The organism is Blastomonas sp., assembly GCF_041747255.1.
Lineage (GTDB): Bacteria > Pseudomonadota > Alphaproteobacteria > Sphingomonadales > Sphingomonadaceae > Blastomonas.
This window is the reverse complement of record NZ_JBGTFM010000205.1, coordinates 1-24,257: the sequence shown is the minus strand read 5'-3', so window position 1 is coordinate 24,257 and position 24,257 is coordinate 1. Positions and strand designations below refer to the sequence as shown.

Sequence of the window (24,257 nt, the reverse complement as noted above, 5' to 3'; positions counted from 1 at the left end):
CGAACGCCGCCTGTGCCGACCGGCACGCCCGGAAGAGACGCCGGGTGGACCGCAACCGTCAGCCCACGCCCCTCCATCTGCACGCCGCCAGCCAGACCTTCACCATCAGCCGGCCGGGTGCCGGACAGCTGCACCGGCTGGTCAGCCGCCGGATGCGCCGTGCCCCGAATGCGGGGCCCATCAAGGCGCACGACGAGGAGGGACGGTCCGAACGCGTCCTGGGAGAAGGAGCAGTCGGCCTCCGCGCCAGTGGAGAGTTCGGAGAGTACGAGCGTCGCGACGTGACGCTCGGCAACACCAGCCGAATCGCTCGGCGCGCAGGCGCTTGGCAGAAGCAGCAGTAGAGAAAGCCGGCGCACGATCGCTCTCTTAGCAAGTGGGCACGCGCTGCGTCACCCATCCGTTCACCGCCGTCCGAACAGCCGTTCAATGTCATCGTGATCCAGCTTGACCCACGTCGGGCGGCCGTGATTGCATTGTCCGGAATGCGGCGTCGTCTCCATCTGACGCAAGAGCGCGTTCATCTCGGCGACGTTCAGCGCACGTCCGGCGCGGACGCTTCCGTGACAAGCCATAGTCGATGCGACGAGATCGAGCCGCTCGGCCAATCCCAGCGCCTGATCGAATGCGCCGAGCTCGTCGGCCACATCGACCACCAGATCCCTCGGTTCGATGGAGCCAAGGACGGCGGGGAGACCACGCACCAGCACCGCGCCCGGCCCGAATCGTTCGAGCAACAACCCCAGACGGGACAGATCCTCCGCCGCCGCCTCCAGCCGGTCGCAGGCGCTCTCTTCCAGCTCCACCACCTCCGGCAGAAGGAGCGTTTGAACGGGAAGCTGGGCCCCCGCAGCACCCGTGCGCAGCCGCTCCAGTACCAGTCTCTCATGCGCGGCGTGCTGGTCCACCAGGATCAGGCCGTCGGCCGCCTCGGCAACGACATAAGTCTTCGCCACCTGCCCGCGAGCCACGCCGAGCGGATAGTCAAGAGCACGCGGCACCGGCTCCGTGGCGAACTCGACACGCGCGGAGGGCTCCCATCCGCCAAAGGTCGCCTCGCTCTCCCGAACAGCAGCGGCGGGACTCGCCGAGCGGAGGTCCGTCCGCCAGCCAGTCGCGAGCGGGCGCGGCCGAACGGACCGATGGCCGTTCTCATCCAGCGCCCGTCTGAGACTGCTCACCACGAGCGATCGAACGGATGCAGCCTGGCGAAAACGCACCTCCGTCTTCGCCGGGTGAACGTTCACATCGACGTCCGCCATTGGAACAGAGAGAAAGAGAGCGACAATCGGATGTCGGCCCCGCGCCACCATCTCGGCATAGGCCCCGCGCACTGCGCCCACCAGCAATCGGTCCTTAACGGGGCGATCGTTCACAAAGAGATACTGATGATCGCTTACACCGCGTGTAAAGGTTGGCAAGCTGGCCAGACCCGTGACCGAGGTGCCCTCGCGATCGGAGTCAACCCTCACGGAGTTGGCAACCATCTCCGGGTCGGTGAGGGCCGCGACCCGGGTCGCGACATCCTGCCCAGCGGGCAGATCGAAGGTCGTGCGCCCATCGCTCTTCACGGCGAAGGCAACGTCCGGACGCGACATGGCCAGCCGGCGGATCACGTCGAGACAGGTGGCGCGCTCCGCACGCTCCGTGCGCAGGAACTTGGCCCGCGCGGGCACCCGCGCGAACAGGTCCGTCACGACGACCGAGGTGCCGGGGGGCGCAGAGGCCGGGCGGTCCTCGGCGACACGGCCATTGTCGATCGTCAATCGCCAGCCCTCCCCCCCTGCGGGCCGGCTGGTGAGCGACAGCTTGGCCACGCTGGCGATCGACGGCAGGGCTTCCCCACGGAACCCCATGGTGGCGACCGCCTCGATCGCATCGTCGGGCAGCTTGGATGTCGCGTGGCGCTCGACGGCGAGCCGCAGCTCGGCCGCTGTCATGCCGCGCCCGTCGTCCCGCACCTCCAACCCGCCGATCCCACCAGCGGCCATGGACACGGCAATGTGCGATGCGCCGGCATCAAGCGCGTTCTCGACCAGCTCCTTCAGCGCACTTGCGGGCCGCTCCACGACCTCGCCGGCGGCAATGCGGTTGATCAGGTGGTCGGGGAGGCGGCGTATTGACACGCTTTTCCCTTTAGACCATCCGCCGTGTTCGCGCGAAGGGCTTTGCCCGGCGGCGGGACGCGCGCCCTCGCTGGGTGCCGTCATGGCCCCGGCTGCATTTCCGGAGCTGCGGGGCCGCTCCTCCAAAGACGGAACCATGATGTCCTTCTTCTCTCGGTTCATGAAGTTCACCTCGTCCGACATGGCGATCGACCTGGGAACCGCGAACACCGTTGTTTATGTCCGCGATCGCGGTGTGGTGCTGAACGAGCCTTCAGTCGTGGCAATCGAGACGATCAAGGGCGAAAAGCGCGTGCGCGCGGTCGGCAACGACGCGAAAATGATGATGGGCAAGACGCCCGATACCATTCAGGCCATCCGCCCGCTGCGCGATGGGGTCATTGCGGACATCGACGTCGCCGAACAGATGATCAAGCATTTCATCCACAAGGTGCATGGCGGCAAGGCCCGGCCGTGGCGCTTTCCGGAGATCGTGATCTGCGTGCCGTCGGGCTCGACCTCCGTCGAGCGCCGGGCAATCCGCGATGCCGCCTCCAACGCCGGTGCGAGCCAGGTATGGTTGATCGAGGAGCCGATGGCGGCCGCGATCGGTGCCGGAATGCCGGTGACGGAACCGATCGGGTCGATGGTCGTCGACATCGGCGGCGGTACTACCGAGGTGGCCGTGCTGTCGCTCCGCGGCCTGGCCTACACGACCTCCGTGCGGGTGGGCGGCGACAAGATGGACGAGTCAATCGTCTCCTTTGTCCGGCGCAATCACAATCTGCTCATCGGGGAATCCACCGCCGAGCGGATCAAGAAGGAGGTCGGCACGGCGCGTGTGCCCGCCGACGGGGAAGGCCGCACTATCCATGTGAAGGGCCGCGACCTTGTCAACGGCGTCCCCAAGGAGATCGCGATCACCCAGGCCCAGATCGCCGAGGCGCTGTCGGAGCCGGTCGGATCGATCGTTGAGGGGGTGCGCATGGCGCTGGAGAACACCGCGCCGGAGCTCGCCGCGGACATCGTCGATCAGGGCATCGTCATGACCGGCGGTGGCGCCCTGCTTGATGGGCTGGACGATGTGCTGCGCGAGGAGACGGGACTGCCCGTGATCGTGGCCGAGGACCCGCTCACGTGCGTGGCGCTCGGCACCGGACGCGCTCTGGAGGACGACGCCTTCCGCGGCGTCCTGCAATCGGCCTGACCCCCGGCTCGGCAGAGCCGTGGCACCCCCTCCCTCCCAACGCGTCGGCTTTTCACGCCCTGCGCAATATCTGCTATTCGTCGCCTATGTCGGGACCGTCCTGGGTGCTGTCGGCGGGCTGATCCTGCTGGTTACCGCCTGGGCCGATCCGGCCGGGCACTCCCAATTGCGCTCCCGGCTCACCGATCTGACCGTTCCGGTCTCGGCGGGAGGTGCCGCTGTCCTTCGCACGGGCGGTGGAGTGGGACAGCGGCTGGGCGATTGGTGGCGGGCGGGCGCGCAGAACGCCGCCCTTCGCCAGGAACTCGAGGAAGCGCGCATTCAGATGGTGGATGTCGGCGCAGTCCGTGCGGAGAACCAACGGCTGAAACGACTTTTAAAGGTCGCTGAGCGCACTGGTAGCCCCATTGCTGTGACCAGGGTTGTCGCCTCCTCGCCTGCTGCGCTGCGACGCCTTGCGGTGCTGCCGGTCGGTCGCTCGTCCGGGGTGCGGCCCAACCAGACGGTGCGCGGTGCGCGTGGCTTGGTGGGCCGCGTGATCGAGGCTGGGGCGATCAGCGCGCGAATTCTGCTGGTCACCGACACGGCCAGTGTGGTTCCGGTGCGACGCGCGACCGATACACTGTCGGCCGTGGCCGTGGGCGACGGAGCGGGGGGCGTGGAAATTCGCTCCCTTGCGAACCGGCGGGTTCGCCTGAACCCGGGCGACCTGTTCGTCACCAGCGGGATCGGTGGTGTCTTTCCGCCTGGCATCCCCGTGGCGATCGTTCGGCAGACCGCCTCCGACCAGGCTGCGGCCCGCCCGCTTGGCAATCCTGACCTGTCCGACCACGTCATGGTCCTTCCAGTTTTTGAACCGCGCGTCGCCACTCCTCCGCCGGCCCCGATCCCCGCCTCATCGTCGGCCGAACAGCCGCCAGGCGCATGAGCGCGCCGCTGATTCGTAGAGGCCGTGGAGCGGCAGGAGCGGCACCGGCGCGCGCACGTGGCTGGTCGCCTCGCCTTCGCTCGACCCTCATGATCCTGGGTGGATCATTCACGGCGGCCCTGCCCTTTCTCGCCGAGCAGCCGGTGCTGCCGGCGTTCGGCTTCCTGGCTTTCGTCACCTGGCGACTGCTCGCGCCAGAACTGCTGCCACCCTGGAGTGCGATCGGCTTTGGGGCTTTTGACGACCTCGTCAGCGGCAATCCGCTCGGCACGGCGATCCTGCTCTGGACGATCACTGCTCTCGTTCTCCCGTGGGTCGAGCGAGCATTCCTGTTCCGCACCTGGCGCCAAGACTGGATGATTATGGGCACGGTCGCCATAGCCTATCACGCCGCACTGTGGCTGCTGTCGCCACTCAATGGAGGATCACCCGTCCCACCGCTCGCGCTCCTTGTCCCCGCAGCCCTCAGCCTGCTTGCCGTCCCGGTGCTCGCCCGGCTGGCGACCGGCCCGGGCGAGCCGGACCCGAGGCGAACGTGAAGCACGACCGTCAGATCGTCACCGAAGCCGTTCAGGCGATGAGCTTTTCGCGGCGCTCCTTCGTGCTCGGGGCGGGCCAGCTTGCGGTCGGCGGCCTGCTTGTCACACGCATGGGCTACCTCGCCATAGCGGAGAACGAAAAGTACCAGCTGCTTTCGGAGTCCAATCGGGTCAACCTGTCCCTGGTGCCGCCCCCGCGCGGGTGGATCATCGACCGCAGGGGCGAAGAACTGGCTGGGAATAGACCCGATTATCGCATCGACGTCATTCCCGGCCGTCTCGCGGACCCCGACCGCACATTGGCCGAGCTCAACCGGTTCCTCGCTTTAGGACCTGACGAGCTGAAGCGGGTGCGCGACGAGATCGCGCAGAGCAAGGGGCTGCAACCTGTCCAGATCGCTGATCAATTGAGCCAAGAGCAGTATCTCGCGATCTCGGTTCGCCAAGCGGATTGGCCTGGCGTCGTGCCAAGCCAGGTCGTCAGCCGCTATTACGCCGACGGCGCGGCGGTCGGGCACCTGCTCGGCTATGTCGGAATCGCCAATGCCGAGGAGTATGAAAAGAGCAAGGATCCTGTTCTGATCACGCCCGGCTACAAGATCGGTAAGCAGGGCCTTGAACAGGAACTGGAGCAACGCTTGCGCGGGCGACCCGGCGCGCGCCGGACCGAGGTGACGGCGCGAGGCAAGGTGGTGCGCGACCTGGCAAGCCGACCCGTCACACCCGGTCAAACGGTGCAGCTGACGATCGATCGCGGGTTGCAGCACTACGCGGCGCGCCGCTGCGGCCCCGACAGTGCCGCCGTTACAGTACTCGACACGGTGACCGGCGGCATTCTTGCAATGGTCTCGATGCCTTCCTTCGACCCCAACAGCTTTTCCGACGGGATCAGCCACGACGAGTGGGACATGTTGAGCAAAGACGATCACCTGCCGCTGCTCAACAAGTCGCTGCAGGGGCTGTATCCGCCCGGATCGACGATCAAGCCTGCGGTCGCGCTGGCCCTCCTGGAAAGTGGCATTGCGGCGACGGAGCGGGTCACCTGCCCGGGCCGCGTCTACATGGCCGGCCGCTTTTTTCACTGCTGGCGGCGCGGCGGGCACGGCTCGGTCGACATGCGCCGCGCCGTCGCTCAATCGTGCGACGTCTATTTCTACACGATGGCCGCGCGGATCGGCATGGAGAAGCTCGCTGCGACCTACCGGATGCTCGGGCTGGGTGAGGAGTTCGACCTGCCGACGCCGCACCAGCGCTATGGCACCGTTCCCGATCCGGCCTGGCTCAAGCGCAAATACAACCGCAAATGGACGCTCGCGGACACGCTGAACGCCAGCATCGGCCAAGGCTATATGCTTTCGAACCCTCTTCAGCTCGCCACGCTGAGCGCCCGGATCGCCAGCGGTCGAGCGGTGACCCCACAGCTGCTCGCCTCGACCAGCGCCCCTCAGGCCGCCCCACTCCCCGTCCAGCCCGAACACCTGCAGATCGTGCGCGAAGGAATGTGGGGCGTGGTCAATGGGGCGGGCACAGCTGGCCGCTCTCGCCTTCCCGTCGAAGGTGTCGAGATGGCCGGCAAGACGGGCACGGCACAGGTGGTCAACATCACGCGGGCCGACCGTGCCCGCGGCGGCAGCTTTGGCGGGCGCGGCGTGCCGTGGAAATACCGCGACCACGCGCTGTTCGTCGCCTTTGCTCCCACCGATCAGCCGCGCTACGCCGCCTCGACGATCGTCGAACACGGGATCAGCGGGTCGGGTGCCGCCGCGCCGATCGCGAGCGATACGCTTTTGTACCTTTACGATCCCGCAAAGGCACTGGCGAAGCTCGAGGCGCTGGAGGAGGGCTGGGGCGGCGGCATTCAGGAGCGCGCCGATGCGGCGATGACGGCGTTCCAGGTGCGTTCTGCGGACTCTGTGCCCGCCACGACAGGATCGGCGGCTGGAGCGACCCCGGAGTGAGCGCCACCTCGCTCATCCCGCGGCCGCTCGCCGAACTGCCCTGGCGGGTCATCCTGCTCGTGACCTTCATTGCCGTCTTTGGTCTCGCCGTCCTCTATTCGGCCGCAGGAGGCAGCCTCGAACCCTGGGCAATGAAGCAGGGCGTGCGATTCTTCGTCTTGCTGGCGGGGGCGCTCGTGCTCTCGCGCGTGCCCATGCGGCTTATAGAACGCACTGCCCTGCCCTTCTACCTGGCACTCGTCGCCCTACTCGTAATTGTCGAGCTGATCGGTGCCATGCGTGGCGGGTCGCAGCGTTGGATCAGCCTTGGCGTCATCACGCTTCAGCCCTCGGAACTGATGAAGGTCGCCATCGTCCTGATCCTGGCGCGATTCTACACCCTTCTCCCCGCCGGACAGGTCCGTGCAATAGGCGCGATCTGGCCAGCCCTGGCGCTGATCGGCTTGCCCGCAGCCCTGGTTCTGATCCAGCCCGACCTCGGGACCACGCTCACGATCGTATTCGGCGGCCTCGTTGTCATGTTCCTGGCCGGGCTGCCGCTTCGCCTGTTTATCGGCGCGGGCCTCGCTGCCATTCCCGTGGCGCTGTTCGCCTGGTTCGTGACGATGGAAGAATATCAGCGCAAGCGCGTGATGACCTTCCTCGACCCCGAGAGTGATCCGCTCGGCACCGGCTATCACATCAGCCAGTCAAAAATCGCGATTGGATCGGGCGGCATTGACGGCAAGGGCTTTTTGCAGGGCTCACAAAGCCATCTTGACTATCTGCCCGAGGGCCACACTGATTTCGTGTTCGCGACCATGGCGGAGGAATGGGGCCTGATCGGCGGGTTCATCGTCATCGCCTTGTTTGCGCTGCTGCTGCGCTGGGCGACGCTCGTGTCGCTCAACGCGTCGACCCGTTTTGGCAAGCTCGCCGGCGGCGGCCTCACCATGGTGATCTTCTTCTATATCGCATTGAACCTGATGATGGTGATGGGGCTGGCCCCAGTGGTCGGCATTCCGCTCCCCTTCCTGAGCTACGGCGGATCGTCGATGATGACCATCATGATCTGCATCGGCCTCCTGATGGGCATAAACCGCACGGCCAGAACAGGCGTCCAAAGAGGGCTCAGTTGACCTGCGAGAGGCTCCCTGCTTGCAGAAAACCGGCTGACAAGCCACAAAAGCCCTTTTCATTAACCCAGCTTGGATTATACGCAGCGCTCTTGCCCGGCGCGGTGATTCGTATCCACCCGCCTTGCGGCACGGACGCATAGCTCAGTTGGTAGAGCAGCTGACTCTTAATCAGCGGGTCCTTGGTTCGAGCCCAAGTGCGTCCACCATATTTTCAATGACTTAGCGGAATTTATTTAAGTGTTTCGCTAGTTTTTGCAAGTTCAGGAATCAGACGGTTGGATTTGGGCAGATTCCCCGCCGATTATCGCCGTGCCATCGCTCGGCCCAATGTAGACGCACTGAACGTCAGCGATCCGGACTGCGACGTGATCGACGCGCTATTGCAGGCGACGAAAGTCAGCGCGACGCCGTCGATACCGGCTGCCGTGAACAGCAGCTTCGGTATCTCAAGCAAGGCCGCCGACTCACTCACTATCGACCGGTTAAGCGGATACCAAACGCTGCTCGGTAATATGACCAATCAGAAATTACCCCGTACCGAAAAACTGAAAATAGGACCGATCAAGCGATCGCGCTGTTCGATAAAGGCGATCGGGGTCGCGTCGCGAAGTCCGGTGAACACTGTACGGTCCCGATATGAACGAGCACCAAGCAGATTGGAGATCCGGGCGCTTACCGTCAGACCGAGCACGTCTTTGTGTTCGACCCTTGCTCCGGCGAACCACGGACCTTCATAGGTTCGCGTGACTTCGTTGCTGCGAAAGCGCGGTAGAACATGGTTGTGATTTGCGTCGAGCTCCCACGCCCAGTTGCTACCGGGAATGTCGTGCCGAAGGTTTAAGGAAGCCTGACGATTGACGAAACCACCCCATTGGCGGGATTCTTCAGTAAAGGGGTCGCGCAAGCTCGACTTCTGAAACACTAAGGTGCCATCGAACCTGAGCCCCTTAAGGCCGATGGGGTCAAACGTGAGCGTGCTTGTCGAGACGATCGCTGCTGCCCAGGCCTTGTCAATATTGCCGACCGATTCTCCTCCGGCGACAGGCACGATGTCGACGAAGTCCTCGACGTCACGATAAATGAAGCGGAACTGTTGCCGACCCCATGGCCCGAGTGACTTGTTGATTTCGCCCTCATAGCTCCAGTCCTGTTGTGGTCGCAAATCGTTGTTGCCCGCGTTCTGATTGTTATCGTCGAGGAAGGCTCGAGCGAGAAAATCGTTGAACGACAGTTGCAGCACCCGTCGCCGGAGCCTGAACGAGAAATCGAGGGTATTGCTGGGCTTCCAGGCAAGCGATAACGTGCCCTTGGGGCGGAAAAAACTGCGACTTTGCCCGTTCGCAGCGGTCTGTGTGATGGTCGAATGTTCGGCCCCGGCAACCAGCTGGAACGAGAGCGTATTGGTGAGCTTACGCCCAAAACTAAGCAGGGATTCGTAGCGATCTTCGTTTACGCCGCCAGTCCCGCCAGGAAAAGGAAGCGCGACAAAATCTCCGGTCGCGTCGAGCGAGAACAGCTCCGCAACGTTGTCGAGGGTGTTGAATGCGGCTTCTGCTGACCATTGCCAGTCGCCGCCAAACATTTTCCAGCTATACTCACCGCGGGCGATGGTTTCGCCCAGATCGCCGGTCTGGACAAAGCGATCCCCGATATCCCGAGAATCGTCAGCAAACGACGTGATGACTGTTTGTGTAAATGGCAGGTGGCTGAAGCGACGCAGGCCGATCGCCTTGAGACGCCCCGGACCGACAGCCAACTCATAATCGGCACCGACCTCATAATTCCAGGTGTCGTTCGTTTGGCGAACGATACGAAAACTGTCCGGGACACCCGGCGAGACACGAAAGCCGTCCTCGTTGAAATGGTTGTAAATGCGCTGATAAAAGCCATTTACGTTGGCCACGCTGGTTCCGGGACCATCCCAGGTCAGCTTGCCGGATAGCTTTGGTGAATCGAACCGGGAGCGAAAAATTTCATCGCGCGTCTCGATCAAGGAATTGGTCTGATCGAAGATCAATGTCGGCCCGCCGGCTGCACTTCTGCCCGAGTTGTCATTGTTTAAACTCACTTCGTATTCGATCGCGCCACTTCGGCCGCTCATTGAAATGTCACCGCGTGTAAACAGAGGGTCGGCGTAGTACGCACGAAACTGTGGCTTCCACGAGAATTGCCCAGACAGTGCATTCGCTTTGTAAACCAGGTTCGCGACCTGACCGGATAGTCCGGGAATATCGAGCAATGAGCCGTCCATGATCTCAATCCGGGTGACATTGGAGGCTGGAATGCGCTGGAGCAGCGTAAACAAGGCATCGCTCTTGTTCGAAGCACGCTGGCCATTGAAAATCACATTGCCGGTTGCCTGCCCCAGACCCCGCTGCTGCTCGCTTTCGCGGATATTGAAACCGGGTACCTGGATCAGCATATCCAGCGCGTTCCTGGGTGCAAAGCGCGTGAAGTCAGCAGGCGTGTAAACCTGACGCCCGGAGACGGTCTCGTCGATACCAGCTTGCGCGGCGGTGGACTCCGTCGGCGGGTCAGCAGATTTTTCGACCGACTGCTGGGCGTAAGCTGGCGACGCGCCACAAAGCGCAATAGTCGCTGCGCCATATAATGCTTTCACCCCCGTCTCGCTCAAGTGGGTATCATGTCGCCGCATACTTTTCTTCGCTTCTTGTCAGGTGACCCGATCGCCTTCCCGACAATCAGGTCCACGGTTGGCAGGTAAGGTGCAGCAACGATGCCTTGGGCGTTTGGCTCGTCGATACCAAGCGCCTTGTCGTTCAAAGTTAAGAGAAATTTTTAAAGCTTCGGAGATCGTCGGGGGTCATGCTGTGGACGGTCATGGGGATGATGACGTTGAGCGTGGACGGAGCGAGGCCTGGCTGCTTGAGGCCTTCGATCAGAGCCAGATGCAGATCGACCAAAAACATCGCCAACAAATCGGCATGGCGCGTCGGCCCAGGTCCATGCGCACGCAATTCCCGCTAAATATTCCGCGCAGGGGTATAGCCGCCCGGTTCGACCCCAACAGCAAGACCTTATTGGCGACTATCGCCAGCGCCGCTTTTGCCAAATGGTAGCTTTAATGATTCCGGGCCCTCATGACCGTTTGACGGCAGGCTAACGACCACGCGCACTACACGACGCAAGCCAATCGACTTCGCACGGCATTTTAACTCTGCAACTGCGCCTGCGATGAAGGCGGTTCAATGTCCGCCGCACCTGCAACGGTTTATCCATTCCCTAAAAAAAGGCCGGCATTATGGTGGATCGGCGGACAGCGAATGCTGGGTCATGGTGGGGCGAGATTTGCGTGACGTAACAAGTTGGTCGATCATACCGCCTGCAGCCAGCCTTACATATGCCTGGGGTCATGGAGGCTGCACGCTTGAGTTTGGCGGTGGAAAATTCCACATCCAGCCAGGCGATTTGATGTGGATTGACGCTGGCTTCGCGCACCGTGGCGAAAACCTGCCTGGTTCGGATTTTTTCACGGTCTTTATACCGCAAAAATACGTCGCTGCTGCATCGCTGGATATTGAGCCGATCGGCGCTTGGGGGCAGCCTGCGCCAACAGATCTGGCAAATATGCTTATGTGCTTTGCTGCGCGGTTGCTCGATGGCGCATCAACGCGCGCCGTTGAAGCACCGCTTCTTGATACGATACTGGATTGGGTCGGGACGATATTTGAACCCCTTAAAGCGGTGCAAGGGCGCGACATGGCTGTGTCGCAAGCCGCTGCAATGCTCCGTGCGGATAAATATGGTGACCTGAAAATCGCTGACGTCGCAGCGGCAGTCGGATTGAGTTCGTCGGACCTGAGCAAGCGGTTCAAGCGACACTATCGTCTGACGCCCAAGCTATATCGCAAGCAGCTTCGCCTTGCGCTGGCAACCCGGACTTTGGCCAGCGGATCGTCTGTGCTCGCTGCCGCGCATGAGTCAGGATTTTCAGATACTGCACATCTCAGCAGATCGTTTCGTGATCAATATGGCATCGCGCCCTCGCTTTGGTCTCGGAAGATAGCGGGTTGAGCTCAAGTTGGGAACAGCAGATTCTTGGCGTTATAGGCAGGTTGCTCGCGATTGATCCGTGAGCGCGGCCAGCGCCTTCAGGCATCGGTTGGCATCGGTTTCGGGAATCGCTACGGGCTCCAGGTTTTAGCGACCACGCTATTGTATGATTTATTTGGTCGCCAGCTTGTTCAGCAGGCGGTGAAAAAAGTGCGGTGCAATGCGCGATGCGTACTTCAGATCGCGGGCTTGGCCGATGGAGACTTCGTACTCGTTTTTCTGGAGGGCCCGGATCAACCGTTCGGCCACTTTTTCAGGCGCGATTCCTTGCACCTCCGCGCGATGGCGAGATTGCTCTTCGCGATGAAGATTTGTGTGCACCAGTGGCGGTATGATCTCAAACACCCGCACATTGCTATGTGCAAGCTGTGAGCGGAGCGACATGGAAAACGAATGGAGCGCTGCCTTTGTCGCGCAGTAGACCGGATATGACATCAAGGGAATAAACGCCAAGCCTGATGTGACGCTGACGATGGCACATTCGTCACGAGAGCGCGTGAAATAGGGCACGAACAGCCCGGACAGTTCAATGCTGGCCTTCAAATTGATATCGATCTCGCTTTCGCCGTCGATCAGTTCCGGGGCACCTTTGGTGAAATCGGTTTCCCTTTCGACACCTGCGTTGTTGATGAGCAGATTGATCGGGGAGTAGTTTCGGGTGATCCAGTCAAACAATTTTACCCGCTCATCTCGCTTCGATACGTCACACGCATATGTATGCAGCGCCGGCAACTTTTCTTTGGCGTTGTTCAGGCGAGCCTTGTCGCGACCACAGATGATCACCTGATTGCCGGCCTCAAGAAGCGCTTTGCTGATCGCCAGGCCAATCCCGGAGCTCCCGCCGGTGACAAGAACGGTGTTGTTCTGAATCTGCATGTTGCGGTTAATCGAGAATGATCGTTTGAGTTACACCGGAAAACGCATAATCGAATGTGGCGTCCTTGAATTTTGGCGGACCCAGCTTGCCTTTCGCATTGTTGGACGACCCGACAGGTTCGTTGGGTATGCCAATCCAGCTGGTATCGAGCTTCCCGTTGGAATTGATATCCTGCCAGACCGCCACCGCATAACGGCCTGGTTTCACATTCGAAAATACGCAAACCGCTTTGTTGTTTTGGGGTTGAGCCTTTGTCGACGAGAGCGCGCGCTCGGGCTTGTTCGGAAAGCCCTTTGCCTCGTTGTACAGGTCGCAGTAAACCGTGCCCGCGTTCGAATTGAGCGCATTTATCTGGATCGTGATTCCGGTTTTGCCGGATTGCTGTGGCGATTGAGCGGCACCCGGCATGCCAAGAAGACAAGCCGACAGCAACACGCCAGACAAAATTGTGAGTCTCACAAAATATTGGTCCCGAATTGATAGGCCGGCTGGCCCCGATACAATCCGGACATGGCAATAGAGCGATCAACATGCTTGAACGGATTTGCAATTGGCGTGTGTTCTGACGATGTCCAGCGTCGCATCGGCATCTTGAGGCTGCCAAATTTAGTTATCTGATTATCGCAGGTCGCGTTGCTGACACCCCGACCTTGACAGCCAAAAAAAATGGCCCGCCGGTCTGGGGGGACCGGCGGGCCTGCGTTGGTGTGCGGCTAAAGGGGTTAGCCCGGCAACACCACGCTATCGATCACATGCACCACACCGTTGCTCTGCATGACATCGGTCTGGGTCACGATCGATTTTCCGCCCTTGGCGTCGGTCAGAACGACGTTCTTGCCTTCAAGGGATGCTGTCAGCGTGCCGCCCTGCACTGTCTTGATCATCGCCTTGCCGCCACCCTGGTTGATCAGCGCGACGACATCCTTGGCGGTCACCTTGCCTGCGACAACATGATAGGTCAGGATGCTGGTCAGCATGCCCTTGTTCTCGGGCTTCACCAGCGTCTCGACGGTGCCCGCAGGCAGCTTGGCGAAGGCGTCATCGGTCGGCGCGAACACCGTGAACGGGCCAGGCGACGAGAGCGTTTCAACCAGACCAGCGGCCTTTACAGCGGCAACAAGAGTCTTCAAGTTGCCTGCTGCGCTGGCATTTTCGACGATCGTCTTAGCGGGATACATCGCTGCGCCGCCGACCATCGGCGTTTCGCCATGACCACCCTTGTGGTGGTTGGCAAGTGCCGGGGCGGCAAAGGCGAGGCTCGCAGCTGCCGAGGCAGCAAAAATTGCGGGGGCAAAAGTCTTGGTCATCAATAGCTCTCCGAATTGGCGTATCCTGATGGGGAAGCGCGGATACGGTGAAGCTACGGACGAGGTGTCGGCCCGGATGCACAGATGCGGACCAGTGCGAAAAACCAGTCAGATACGCTGCAGACGGCCTTGTGCAACCGTAGGCGCACTCGGCCTGTTGGGATCAGGCAGCACCTTGGGCTCCATCGTCAAGATCAGCTGACTGGCCGGATCGATGAACTGGCGGTGACCCTCTGGCACCGCGATGCGTGTGACGCCGCCGCGCAGCAGCCGACCCAGACGGCGTGGCTGCCCATCGGCAGGGACGATCCACAATTCGGGTTCGGTGTCGGTGACCGGCATGCCTTCAACGCGCACCAGCATTTCAGCCGTTTCACTTGCATAGCGTGCGGTGAGCAGCAGCCCGTCAATCGGGCCGGAAAGCTGCGCTACGGCAACATCAGGGCTGGTGGCGGTTTGCGGCACGGGTGTATTGCGCGGCAACACCAACGCCAACGTAAGCGCAGCCGCTACGGCTGAGGCGCCGAAGGTCGTGATCTTCCAGATACTGGGGCGTGCTCGACGCTGCATTGGCGCGACCGTCGAGACCGGCTCGGCTTCAGCATCGATCAGCGCATCGATCTGCCGGAGCAGGCCTTCGGGCGCTGTCACGTCAGGATATGCATCATAAAGCGGTGCCAGCCGCGCCCGCCAGGTTTCAACTGTGCGCGCGAAGTCGGCGTCGGCCAGCATCAGGCGCAAAGCAGATGCCCGGTCCTGCCCCTCAAGCAGCCCCATCGCCAGTTCAGCGGCCAGCGTTTCGCGGTCGGTCACAGGGTCAGTGCTCACGCGTCAAGCACTCCTTCAATTGCATCAGCCCGCGGCGGATCCAGCTTTTCACCGTGCCCACCGGCTTGTCCATCGCCTCGGCGATCTCGGGATAGCTAAGGCCCTGATAAAATCCTGCGCGAATGGCCGATGCGCGCACCGGCTCAAGCTCATCAAGACAGGCAAAGATGCGCGCGCGCTCGCCAGCCTGCTCAAGATCAGCGGAAGGGTCGGCGGTGCTGTCCGCAAGCGTATCGGCAAGGTCGGATGGCAGCGGATCATCATAGCGCTGGCTTCTACGCCAATCGATGGCGGCATTGCGTGCAATAGCGCACATCCACGCAATCGCGCTCGCCTTGCCGGGATCAAACGACCCGGCGCGCTGCCAAACTTTCAGATAGACATTCTGCAACACATCCTCCGCCGCGCCCCTGTCTATGCAGATACGCAGGCAAATGCCGTGCAGTTTCGCGGAGGTCATCGCATAGACCTCGCGCAACGCCGCGCGATCCCGGGCGGCAACCCGGGCCAGGGCATCATGCAATGCGGCGCGGCGTGCGTCGCTCGCCTCGATCATCGGCGACTCACAGGGCAAAATCGACAAATGCGCATCATGCCGCGAGTGCCCTTGAAAACAGCGCGGGATCGACATTGCCGCCCGAAAGGATCACCAGCGTGCGATCATCGATCTCAACCTTGCCCGCCAAAATCGCTGCAAGCGCCACCGCACCGCCCGGTTCCAGCACCAGACGCAGCCGTTCGTGCGCGTGGCGCATCGCGGCGAACACCTCGTCATCGCTGACGCTCACCGCCTGCGCCCGGCAGTCCTTCAAAATGTTAAAGGTCAGCGGCGACACCAACGGTGTCTGCAGCGCATCGCAGACGGTCGCAGGAGCGTCTGCGCCAACCGGCACAATCTTTTTGCCGCGCAGCGAGACGCCCATGTCATCCCAGCCATCGGGTTCGACAACGGTGATCTTGGCTCCTGGTAAAGCCAGTGCGATCCCGGCGGCAAGCCCACCGCCGCCGCAGCAGGTGACCACCTTGTCCGGGCTGATCCCGGCTTGCGCGATTATCTGCACCAAGGCCTCAAGCCCGGTGCTGCCCTGCCCCTCGATGATCCACGGGTCATCAAAGCTGGGCACGACAATCGCGCCAGTTTCCTTTGCAAACGCCTGCGCAATCGCAACGCGATCATCGCTGCGCCGGTCAAAGGTGATGATGTCCGCGCCATAGCCCCTTGTCGCGTCGATCTTGCGCTGCGGCGCATCGGCGGGCATCACGATGGTCGCCCTCATGTTCAGTCGCTTGGCGGCCCAGGCGACGCCCTGCGCGTGGTTGCCGCTTGAGAATGCCACCACACCGCGCGCGCGTTCATCCTCGCTCATGTCGCTCAGCCGGTGCCAGGCACCGCGAATCTTGAACGCTCCCATCGGTTGCAGGCATTCGGCCTTGCACCAGATTGTGCTGTCGCCATGCTTGAGCGGCATCAGCGGCGTGGGCGGCAGGATGGCCGCGATTTTCTTGGCGGCGCGCTCAATGCCTTCGCGGCTGGGTTTGCGCGTTGGCGATAGGGGATCACTTGGTTCTGTCATGCACTGCCTCTATATGCACCCATCGACAGCAATTCCAGCAATAAGGAACGACGGGCTTTGGGCAAGATACTGGTGATTGGCGCGGGCGGTGTAGGTTCCGTAGCGGTGCGCAAGATGGCGATGAACGCGGATATTTTTTCGGAGATCACGCTTGCAAGCAGGCGCGTGGCGAAATGTGATGCGATTGCGCAATCCGTGCTGGCGCGCACCGGGGTGACCATCGCCACTGCCGAGGTCGATGCAGATGACGTCGCCGCGACCACCGCGCTGATCGAGCGGGTGAAGCCCGATCTGGTGTGCAATCTGGCGCTGCCCTATCAGGATCTCAACATCATGGACGCCTGCCTTGCGACGGGCGTGCATTATATGGACACCGCCAATTACGAGCCGCGCGACGAGGCAAAGTTCGCATATGGCTGGCAATGGGCCTATCAGGACCGCTTCAAGGAAGCCGGTTTGCTGGCGCTGCTCGGGTCAGGCTTTGACCCCGGTGTGACCAGCGTGTTCACCGGCCATATCAAGAAGCATTTGCTCGACACCATCGACACGCTCGACATTCTCGATTGCAACGGCGGCGACCATGGCCAGCATTTCGCCACCAACTTCAACCCCGAGATCAACATCCGCGAAGTGACCGCACCATCGCGCCACTGGGAAAATGGTGAGTGGATCGAGGGTCCCGCGCTCAGCCACAAGCAGGTGTTCGATTTCGAGGGTGTAGGCGAGAAGAACATGTACCTCATGTATCATGAGGAACTGGAGTCGCTGGCCAAGCATTACCCCGAAATTAAGCGCATCCGCTTCTGGATGACCTTCGGCGATGCCTATCTCAAGCATCTGGAAGTGCTGCAGAATGTCGGCATGACCCGCATCGACCCGGTGATGTATGAGGGCCGCGAGATCATCCCGCTGCAGTTCCTGAAAGCCGTGCTGCCCGAACCGTCCTCGCTCGGCGAGACGACCAAGGGCAAGACCAACATCGGCACGATCGCCACCGGCACCAAGGACGGCCAGCAAAAGACGGTCTACGTCTACAACATCTGCGACCATGAGGAGGCCTTTGCCGAAACCGGCAATCAGGCGGTGAGCTATACCACCGGCGTGCCCGCGATGATCGGGGCAGCGATGGTGCTGACCGGCAAATGGGCGGGTGCGGGCGTGTTCAACATGGAGCAGTTCGATCCCGATCCCTTTATGGATATGCTCAACAGCCAAGGCCTGCCCTGGCATGTGAAGGAACTCGACGGGCCGCTGGAGTTCTAAATAGTTGCCGAAGCAGATAAAAGACTATTCTGACGAACGAAACAAGGCATGGTGCGTGCATTGTGGGCAGGCTATTGCATCTGCAAAATGCTCTCGAGAGCATGTGCCCACAAAGGCATTACTTGATCAGCCTTTTCCGGGAGAGCTTGCAACTGTCACTGCCTGCGAGCCGTGCAATAATTCTTATTCGAAGGATGAAGATTATTTTGTAGCTTTCCTGTCGTGTGTTCTGAGCGGGTCAACGCAGCCTGATCATCAGGTTATAAAGAGTGCTTCAGGAATTTTGTCACATTCTAGTGCCCTGAGAGAATCTATAAAGCGTGAAAAAAAGGAATATGAGACGCTTGGAGGCGACCAGAAAACCATATGGCAACCAAGCCTAGATCGTATTAGAAGTTTTCTAGTGAAGAATGCACGAGCTCATCTGTTTTACGAAAATGGTGAGCCGATATTCGACGAACCAAGGTATGTTTGGTTCAGCCCCGTGCAAACAATGTCAGAGGATGATTGGCGCAACTTTCTTGGCCCCGTCGGAGGTATTGGCTTGTGGTGTGAGGTTGGCAGCAGATGGAACACCCGCTTGATCGAAGGAGATACCTTCGATGATGCCGGCTTCCTCGTAGTCCAAAATGGCATTTATCGCTTCAGAATTGAAGGTGGCGGTTGTGGCGTTAGATCGATCATCAGAGAATATCTCGCAACATCAGTGATTTGGTAGAAAAAAGACATGGAAACCAAGGCTGGCGATCCCGGTGCGTTCCGGCATTTCGATCTCACCCGCGTCCCCTCGCCTGCGTTCGTGGTCGATGAGGCGGCGGTGCGGCGCAATCTGGCTGTGCTGGCCGATGTGCGCGACCGGGCGGGCATCAAGATGCTGGCCGCATTGAAGGCGTTTTCGTTCTGGCGGCTGGCTGATGTTGTGGGCGAGTATCTCGACGGCACCTGCTCTTCGGGCCTGTGGGAGGCGCGGCTGGGGTCCGGCCACTATGCTGGCGAGGTCGCCACCTATTGCGCGGGATATAAGGCGGAGGACTTGCAAGAAATCTTGCGCTTGTCCGACCATGTCATCTTCAATAGCCCCGGCCAGATCGCGCGATTCGTGTCGCTGATCGATGACGCACGCGCCGCCGGGGAGCAGTTCGACATCGGCCTGCGCATCAATCCTGCGCTCCCACTCGGCGAAACCCCGAAATACGACCCCAGCCAGCCGCACAGCCGCCTGGGCTTTCCGGTCGACCAGTTGCGCGCTGAACATCTTGAGGGCGTCTCGGGCATCCACTTCCATTCGCTGTGCGAGCAGGATCTGGTACCGCTGCAAACCATCTGGGCAAAGCTTGAACCGTTGCTAGAACCCTATTTCAACCAGTTGAAATGGCTTAATTTTGGTGGTGGTCACCATATCACGCGCGCTGATTACCAGCGCGATGAATTGGTTGAATTTTTGAAAACCGTTAAGGCGCGCACCGGGTGCGACATCTACCTCGAACCCGGCGAAGCGGTCGCACTCGATGCTGGCATTCTCATTGGCGAACTGCTCGACGTATTCGACAATGGCATGCCGGTCGGGATCACCGACATATCGGCAACCTGCCATATGCCCGATGTGATTGAGGCGCCCTATCGTCCTGCGATGCTCGACGAACGGTCCGATGCACCGTTGATCCGGCTCGGCGGACCGTCGTGTCTCGCGGGTGACATCATCGGCGATTATCGCCTGCCGGTGCCGATGGAGCCGGGGCAGCGATTCGCGTTCCTTGATCAAGCGCATTACTCGATGGTCAAAACCAATACATTCAACGGTGTGCCGCTGCCTTCTATCTGGCTGTGGAACAGTGCAGACGACAGCCTGCAATGTTTGCGCAGCTTTGGGTATGAAACCTTTCGCGATCGGCTGGGTTGATTGCGGATGAAACATTTTCCGCTTTACATCAAACCGCCCCCCCCCTATCTACGCGGTCCGCTGCCCCAGGGGGACTTCCAATAACCGCAAGGCAGCCTTGTGTTTTTTCTGTTTTTTGGGGGTCCCTTGAGTTGCACACTTTCCTTGATGCGCTGGAGCTGATTGCAGCTCTGAAACCGGCCCAACCGGTAACGCTGGACCGACCGCAAGCGGCGATGCGCGCGGCGAAGTTCTTCGTTGACAGTTTTCCCGGCAAATCGCTCTACGCGGTCAAGGCGAATCCTTCGCCTGACCTGCTGCGCGTGCTGTGGGCGGCCGGGATCACTCATTTCGATGTCGCCTCGATTGCCGAGGTGCGTCTGGTTGCCGAAACACTGCCGGATGCAACGCTGTGCTTCATGCATCCGGTCAAAACGCCCGAAGCGATTGCCGAGGCCTACCAAACACACGGTGTGCGGGTGTTCTCGCTTGATGCGATGGAGGAGCTTGACAAGATCGTCACCGCCACTGGCGCGCCCGATGACTTGACACTGTGTGTTCGTCTGCGCGTTTCTTCCGAGCATTCGGAACTCAGCCTTGCGTCAAAGTTCGGCGCAGAGCTGACCGATGCGCGCGAATTGCTGATGGCGACCCGCCAGGCTGCCGACAGCCTCGGCATCTGCTTCCACGTCGGCAGCCAGGCGATGAGCCCGCACGCCTATGTGCAAGCGCTGGATCGGGTGCGCGCAGCGATTGTCGATGCGGCTGTGACCGTGGACGTCATCGATGTCGGCGGCGGCTTCCCTTCGGCCTATCCGGGCATGCAGCCCCCGCCGCTGGAAGACTATTTCGCAATTATTGAGCGGACCTTCGAAAGCCTGCCGATCAGCTACTCAGCTGAACTGTGGTGTGAGCCGGGCCGGGCGCTGTGCGCGGAGTACAACTCCATCATTGTGCGGGTAGACCGCCGCCGCGGTGACGTACTCTATATCAACGATGGCGCATATGGTGCGTTGTTTGACGCAGCGCATGTCGGCTGGCGCTTTCCGGTGCGCTACCTGGGCGAGACGCGCAGCAGCACGATGCACGATTTTAGCTTTTTCGGGCCGACCTGCGACGATATCGATTTCATGGAAGGACCCTTCCCGCTTCCCGTCGATATCAAGGCCGGTGATTATATCGAAATCGGCATGATCGGGGCCTATGGCGCCGCGATGCGTACCGGCTTCAACGGCTTTGGTGACAGCGTGCACTATACCGTCGGTGATGAGCCAATGCAGAGCATGTATACCGGTGAGGCCCGCCCGCACTGGCGCGCCGATAATGTGGTTAGCATCAACCGCTGATCAAAATACGTTGCGATTGACAATCTATTCTGGCTGACGCAGGTTCTTTTCTCTCTATTGCCAGAGGGACCTGCCGATGTCTGTGAATGTATTGACGCCAGCCGCGGTGCTGGTGATCTGGTCGATTGTCATGCTGTTCTGGATGGCATCGGAGCGCTTGCCTGCTGCTAAAAAGATGGGCCTCGATATCTCGAAGGCAGTGGGCGGTCGCGGCAGCGATCTTGACCCGGCGCTGCCGCCGCCCGCCGCCTGGAAATCGCACAATTATGCGCATCTGATGGAGCAGCCGACCATCTTTTATGCGACCATCGCGATCATTGCGGTCGCGGGCACGGGCAGTGACATGATCAATGTCGCGCTCGCTTGGGCCTATGTGCTGATCCGTATCGTCCACAGCATCTGGCAGTCGACGGTCAACAAGGTTCAGACCCGCTTCCTGCTGTTCATGGCATCGACCCTGTGTCTGATTGTGCTGGCGGTCCGCGCGCTGATCGCAACGCTCTGAGAAGACCACATCGATGATCAGCCCCATCCTGCAGCCGCTTGTCATCCTGCTCGCCTGGACCATGGTCATGTGGCTGTGGATGTATGTGACGCGCATTCCCGCGATGCGGCGGGCCAAGATCGACGTTGTCAATCTCGTGGGCGGCACCGGCAAGGACCTTGACGCCGTCCTGCCCGCTGAAATCCAGTGGAAATCTCATAACTACAATCATTTGCTGGCCGAACCGACCTTATTTTATGTTGTGTGCATCGTGCTCGCCTTCATCGGCCATGGCGATGGCATGAACGTGATTGTCGCGTGGGCCTATGTTGGCCTGCGCATTGCACATTCGCTGGTCCAGGCGCTGGTCAACCGGGTTGCGGTGCGCTTCGGATTGTTTGTGCTGTCGAGTCTGTGCCTGATCGTGCTGATATTCCATGCAGCCATCCCCGTCTTCGACTTGCACCTGAATGGCTAGGCAGACCACGGTTCGCGCCGCAATCGTGCAGGCGGCGCCACTGCCACTGGCGATTGGCGAGGGCATTGCCGCGCTGACCGCGCACATTACCGCCGCTCTCGATCACGGCGCGCAGATTGTCGCCTTTGGCGAGAGCTTTCTTGGCGGCTATCCCTTATGGCTCGATGAAGCTCCCGGCGCGGCGCTGTGGGATCATCCCGGCAACCGTGCGCTGCACGCCATCCTGCTAGACGAGGCGCTGGTCGTCGGCGACGATCGGCTGGGCCCGGTACAGGATTTGGTCGATCGCAGCGGCGCGCTGGTCAGCGTCGGTGCGCACGAGCGGGTGCGATCGAGCCTTTACAACTGCCAGTTGCTATTTCGCCCCGGCCTGCCGCCGCTGATCCACCGCAAACTGGTGCCGACGCATGGCGAGCGGCTGATCTGGGCGCGCGGTGATGGGTCCACCCTGAAAACCCACGCCTCCGAAGCCTTCGGGCCGGTCGGCAGCCTGATCTGCTGGGAACACTGGATGCCGCTGGCGCGCGCCGCAATGCACAACCAGGGCGAAAGCGTTCACGTTGCGGCATGGCCGACGGTGCGCGAGACCTATGCCATCGCGTCGCGCCATTATGCTTTCGAAGGGCGCTGCTTTGTGCTCGCCGCAGGCACCATCCAGCACCGTGCCGATGTTTTGGCCGGGCTCGATCGCTGCCGGGTCGGTTCGTCATCCCGGCAGGCGGCGCGCGAGCTGATTGAGGCGATGCCCGATGGTCAGCTGCAGTTCGGCGGCAGCATGATCATCGCCCCCGATGCATCGCTGCTGGCGCAGGCTGGCGATGAGGCTGCGCTGCTGGTGGCTGATCTTGACCTTGCGCAGATTGGCGGTGCGCTCGCCGCGCTTGACAGCGATGGCCATTACGCCCGCCCGGACGTGTTCGAACTGCGTATCGACACCCGCCCGAAAAACGGCGTTGTTTGGGGCGATCGCGACTAACGCACGAACAGGCTGGCAAGCTCGACATGCGTTGACCAACGAAACTGTCCCACCGGCCACAAGGTCTGCAGGCGATAGCCCGAATCGCACAGGATACGCGCATCACGCGCGAAGGTCGCGGGGTTGCAGCTGACATAGGAGACACGCGGCACGGTTGATGCCGCCAGCGTGCGCACCTGCTCCTCCGCCCCTGCGCGCGGCGGATCAAGCACGATGCCATCAAACCGGTTCAGCTCCTCGGGACGCAGCGGGTTGCGGAACAGGTCGCGATGTTCGGTGAACAACGGCAACTGGCGCGCGTTGGCCGCCTGTTTGAGCGCCAGCACCGGATCACGCGCAGCCTCGGCCGCGTAGATCTTGCGTCCATCCTCGGCCAGTTGCAGCGCAAAGCTGCCAAGCCCGGCGAACAAGTCGGCAATGACACGGCTTCCGGCCAGCGCCTCGCGCGCCGCCGCGACCAGTGCTGCCTCGCCGTCGCGCGTCGCTTGCAGGAAGCTGCCGTGCGGAAAGCGCACCGGCACATCGCCAAAGCTGACCGTGACCGGCGCAGGCTCGGCCTGGGTTTCGGGGCCATAGCCCTGATCAATCGACAGCCGCGCCAGCCCGGTGTCTTTGGCAAATCCGCTGAGCAGTTCGTGCTCGGCCATGCTTCCGGGCGCGATGCCGGTGATCAGCATGTCGATGCCCTGATCGATCTCAGCGAGTTCGATCTGGCCGGAAAGCTTGGGTTTGGGCCACTTTGCGACAAATCCTCGCGCCGCCATCATGACGTCATGCAATCGTGGCGTCACAATTGCACACGCGCGGATATCGACGAGCGTGTGGCTGCCCTGGCCGGCAAAGCCCACAGTCACTGCGCCCTTTTGCTTTGTGTAGCGCAGGCTGGCTCGGCGACGGCTGTGCGGAGGCGAGAGGTGGACCGGGCGCACATCGCCCACGACGATATCCTTGGCGGCGAGCGGCCCGGTCACCCGATCTCGAACGAAATCCGAGAGGGCGCGTTCGCTCAGATGCTGGAGGCTGCATCCGCCGCAGCGCCCGAAATGCGGACAGGCAGGCGGCGCGTGGTCGGGGCCGGGGGTGATGACGCCGCCAGCATCGACATGATCACCAGGCGCTGCGCCCGCGACATGACGGCCCGACGCTGTGACCCCATCGCCGCGCGCCGCGACCCGGATGATTTGCTCAGCGCTCAAGACAGTCTCCCATCGCCTGGCGCAGGTGAGCCGCCAGTTGCGTGGCTGAGAACGCCGGACCGGCAAGCCGCGCGGCCCGATCGTGGAGCCACGACGCCTCGGCTATTGCATTCATCGGGT

The 24,257-nt window shown here is 61.4% G+C and carries 24 protein-coding genes and 1 tRNA gene; 15 read left to right on the top strand and 10 right to left on the bottom strand.

All coding sequences use genetic code 11. The annotated features are described in order from the left end of the window. Together ACEW8G_RS07315 and mutL are read right to left on the bottom strand one after the other, a co-directional pair. Positions 1–359, bottom strand: a 359-nt coding sequence (locus ACEW8G_RS07315; RefSeq protein ID WP_373487774.1) for a hypothetical protein, incomplete at its 3' end; no start/stop codon positions are given. Positions 360–404: 45 nt separating this feature from the next. Beyond that, positions 405–2,126 (bottom strand): DNA mismatch repair endonuclease MutL, encoded by a 1,722-nt coding sequence (mutL, locus tag ACEW8G_RS07310; RefSeq protein ID WP_373487777.1) that lies wholly within the window; start codon positions 2,124–2,126, stop codon positions 405–407. Between the two features lie 139 nt (positions 2,127–2,265). On the opposite strand from mutL, the gene ACEW8G_RS07305 reads away from it, so the two are divergent. The 6 genes from ACEW8G_RS07305 (at position 2,266) to ACEW8G_RS07280 (ending at position 8,061) form a co-directional block, all read left to right on the top strand. Beyond that, complete coding sequence (locus ACEW8G_RS07305) at positions 2,266–3,312, top strand: rod shape-determining protein (RefSeq protein WP_373487776.1); 1,047 nt, start codon at positions 2,266–2,268, stop codon at positions 3,310–3,312. Positions 3,313–3,331: 19 nt separating this feature from the next. Then, positions 3,332–4,240: a rod shape-determining protein MreC gene (gene mreC, locus ACEW8G_RS07300; protein ID WP_373487773.1), complete on the top strand. Its 909-nt coding sequence runs from the start codon at positions 3,332–3,334 to the stop codon at positions 4,238–4,240. After that, positions 4,237–4,779, top strand: coding sequence for a rod shape-determining protein MreD (locus tag ACEW8G_RS07295; RefSeq protein ID WP_373487772.1), 543 nt, complete (start codon positions 4,237–4,239; stop codon positions 4,777–4,779). Before mreC ends, ACEW8G_RS07295 begins: the two co-directional genes overlap by 4 nt. Then, positions 4,776–6,737 (top strand): penicillin-binding protein 2, encoded by a 1,962-nt coding sequence (gene mrdA, locus ACEW8G_RS07290; RefSeq protein ID WP_373487771.1) that lies wholly within the window; start codon positions 4,776–4,778, stop codon positions 6,735–6,737. Before ACEW8G_RS07295 ends, mrdA begins: the two co-directional genes overlap by 4 nt. Further along, positions 6,734–7,855 (top strand): rod shape-determining protein RodA, encoded by a 1,122-nt coding sequence (rodA, locus tag ACEW8G_RS07285; protein ID WP_373487770.1) that lies wholly within the window; start codon positions 6,734–6,736, stop codon positions 7,853–7,855. Before mrdA ends, rodA begins: the two co-directional genes overlap by 4 nt. Before the next feature lie 130 nt (positions 7,856–7,985). Further along, positions 7,986–8,061 (top strand) — tRNA-Lys (locus tag ACEW8G_RS07280). A 314-nt stretch (positions 8,062–8,375) separates the two neighbouring features. Here the strand turns inward: ACEW8G_RS07280 and ACEW8G_RS07275 are convergent. Beyond that, entirely contained in the window at positions 8,376–10,490 is a 2,115-nt protein-coding gene (locus tag ACEW8G_RS07275; RefSeq protein ID WP_373487769.1) for a TonB-dependent receptor plug domain-containing protein, read from the bottom strand. A 196-nt stretch (positions 10,491–10,686) separates the two neighbouring features. On the opposite strand from ACEW8G_RS07275, the gene ACEW8G_RS07270 reads away from it, so the two are divergent. Both ACEW8G_RS07270 and ACEW8G_RS07265 read left to right on the top strand, forming a co-directional pair. Further along, entirely contained in the window at positions 10,687–10,935 is a 249-nt protein-coding gene (locus ACEW8G_RS07270; RefSeq protein ID WP_373487768.1) for a hypothetical protein, read from the top strand. 115 nt (positions 10,936–11,050) lie between these two features. Further along, a complete protein-coding gene (locus ACEW8G_RS07265) occupies positions 11,051–11,890 on the top strand; it encodes a helix-turn-helix domain-containing protein (protein WP_373487767.1) in 840 nt (279 codons plus the stop codon). 150 nt (positions 11,891–12,040) lie between these two features. Here ACEW8G_RS07265 and ACEW8G_RS07260 read toward each other — a convergent pair whose 3' ends face one another. The 6 genes from ACEW8G_RS07260 to ACEW8G_RS07235 form a co-directional block, all read right to left on the bottom strand. Beyond that, complete coding sequence (locus tag ACEW8G_RS07260) at positions 12,041–12,805, bottom strand: SDR family oxidoreductase (protein ID WP_373487766.1); 765 nt, start codon at positions 12,803–12,805, stop codon at positions 12,041–12,043. A gap of 7 nt (positions 12,806–12,812) precedes the next feature. Next, positions 12,813–13,241 carry a DUF2141 domain-containing protein gene (locus ACEW8G_RS07255; RefSeq protein ID WP_373487775.1) on the bottom strand — a complete coding sequence of 143 codons (429 nt, stop codon included), beginning with the start codon at positions 13,239–13,241 and terminating at the stop codon, positions 12,813–12,815. Between the two features lie 287 nt (positions 13,242–13,528). Beyond that, positions 13,529–14,113 carry a fasciclin domain-containing protein gene (locus tag ACEW8G_RS07250; protein WP_373487765.1) on the bottom strand — a complete coding sequence of 195 codons (585 nt, stop codon included), beginning with the start codon at positions 14,111–14,113 and terminating at the stop codon, positions 13,529–13,531. A 108-nt stretch (positions 14,114–14,221) separates the two neighbouring features. Continuing rightward, positions 14,222–14,941, bottom strand: coding sequence for an anti-sigma factor domain-containing protein (locus ACEW8G_RS07245; protein WP_373487764.1), 720 nt, complete (start codon positions 14,939–14,941; stop codon positions 14,222–14,224). Continuing rightward, positions 14,931–15,497: a sigma-70 family RNA polymerase sigma factor gene (locus ACEW8G_RS07240; RefSeq protein ID WP_373487763.1), complete on the bottom strand. Its 567-nt coding sequence runs from the start codon at positions 15,495–15,497 to the stop codon at positions 14,931–14,933. Before ACEW8G_RS07240 ends, ACEW8G_RS07245 begins: the two co-directional genes overlap by 11 nt. 34 nt (positions 15,498–15,531) lie before the next feature. Next, on the bottom strand, positions 15,532–16,515 hold the full coding sequence (locus tag ACEW8G_RS07235) for a threonine/serine dehydratase (protein WP_373487762.1): 984 nt from the start codon (positions 16,513–16,515) through the stop codon (positions 15,532–15,534). A 57-nt stretch (positions 16,516–16,572) separates the two neighbouring features. On the opposite strand from ACEW8G_RS07235, the gene ACEW8G_RS07230 reads away from it, so the two are divergent. From ACEW8G_RS07230 to ACEW8G_RS07200, 7 genes are all read left to right on the top strand, one after another. Beyond that, positions 16,573–17,778, top strand: coding sequence for a saccharopine dehydrogenase family protein (locus ACEW8G_RS07230; RefSeq protein WP_373487761.1), 1,206 nt, complete (start codon positions 16,573–16,575; stop codon positions 17,776–17,778). Between the two features lie 4 nt (positions 17,779–17,782). Further along, positions 17,783–18,496, top strand: a complete 714-nt coding sequence (locus ACEW8G_RS07225) for a hypothetical protein (protein WP_373487760.1) — start codon at positions 17,783–17,785, stop codon at positions 18,494–18,496. 9 nt (positions 18,497–18,505) lie between these two features. After that, on the top strand, positions 18,506–19,678 hold the full coding sequence (locus ACEW8G_RS07220) for a carboxynorspermidine decarboxylase (RefSeq protein WP_373487759.1): 1,173 nt from the start codon (positions 18,506–18,508) through the stop codon (positions 19,676–19,678). 131 nt (positions 19,679–19,809) lie between these two features. Then, positions 19,810–21,003, top strand: a complete 1,194-nt coding sequence (locus ACEW8G_RS07215) for a type III PLP-dependent enzyme (RefSeq protein ID WP_373487758.1) — start codon at positions 19,810–19,812, stop codon at positions 21,001–21,003. 76 nt (positions 21,004–21,079) lie between these two features. After that, positions 21,080–21,508 (top strand): MAPEG family protein, encoded by a 429-nt coding sequence (locus ACEW8G_RS07210; RefSeq protein ID WP_373487757.1) that lies wholly within the window; start codon positions 21,080–21,082, stop codon positions 21,506–21,508. 13 nt (positions 21,509–21,521) lie between these two features. Further along, a complete protein-coding gene (locus tag ACEW8G_RS07205) occupies positions 21,522–21,965 on the top strand; it encodes an MAPEG family protein (RefSeq protein ID WP_373487756.1) in 444 nt (147 codons plus the stop codon). Further along, a complete protein-coding gene (locus ACEW8G_RS07200) occupies positions 21,958–22,941 on the top strand; it encodes a carbon-nitrogen hydrolase family protein (RefSeq protein WP_373487755.1) in 984 nt (327 codons plus the stop codon). The genes ACEW8G_RS07205 and ACEW8G_RS07200 overlap by 8 nt, the downstream gene beginning before the upstream one ends. Here ACEW8G_RS07200 and ACEW8G_RS07195 read toward each other — a convergent pair. Next, positions 22,938–24,137, bottom strand: coding sequence for a class I SAM-dependent RNA methyltransferase (locus ACEW8G_RS07195; RefSeq protein WP_373487754.1), 1,200 nt, complete (start codon positions 24,135–24,137; stop codon positions 22,938–22,940). The genes ACEW8G_RS07200 and ACEW8G_RS07195 overlap by 4 nt on opposite strands. Positions 24,138–24,257: the final 120 nt, after the last annotated feature.

Bases quoted from the DNA above. Each gene is read 5' to 3' on its own strand.
- ACEW8G_RS07260 (WP_373487766.1), bottom strand. From the start codon at position 12,805: ATGCAGATTCAGAACAACACCGTTCTTGTCACCGGCGGGAGCTCCGGG.
- ACEW8G_RS07205 (WP_373487756.1), top strand. From the start codon at position 21,522: ATGATCAGCCCCATCCTGCAGCCGCTTGTCATCCTGCTCGCCTGGACC.
- ACEW8G_RS07240 (WP_373487763.1), bottom strand. From the start codon at position 15,497: ATGATCGAGGCGAGCGACGCACGCCGCGCCGCATTGCATGATGCCCTG.
- ACEW8G_RS07235 (WP_373487762.1), bottom strand. From the start codon at position 16,515: ATGACAGAACCAAGTGATCCCCTATCGCCAACGCGCAAACCCAGCCGC.
- ACEW8G_RS07305 (WP_373487776.1), top strand. From the start codon at position 2,266: ATGTCCTTCTTCTCTCGGTTCATGAAGTTCACCTCGTCCGACATGGCG.
- ACEW8G_RS07295 (WP_373487772.1), top strand. From the start codon at position 4,237: ATGAGCGCGCCGCTGATTCGTAGAGGCCGTGGAGCGGCAGGAGCGGCA.
- ACEW8G_RS07200 (WP_373487755.1), top strand. From the start codon at position 21,958: ATGGCTAGGCAGACCACGGTTCGCGCCGCAATCGTGCAGGCGGCGCCA.
- ACEW8G_RS07250 (WP_373487765.1), bottom strand. From the start codon at position 14,113: ATGACCAAGACTTTTGCCCCCGCAATTTTTGCTGCCTCGGCAGCTGCG.
- ACEW8G_RS07265 (WP_373487767.1), top strand. From the start codon at position 11,051: ATGAAGGCGGTTCAATGTCCGCCGCACCTGCAACGGTTTATCCATTCC.
- ACEW8G_RS07210 (WP_373487757.1), top strand. From the start codon at position 21,080: ATGTCTGTGAATGTATTGACGCCAGCCGCGGTGCTGGTGATCTGGTCG.
- ACEW8G_RS07220 (WP_373487759.1), top strand. From the start codon at position 18,506: ATGGAAACCAAGGCTGGCGATCCCGGTGCGTTCCGGCATTTCGATCTC.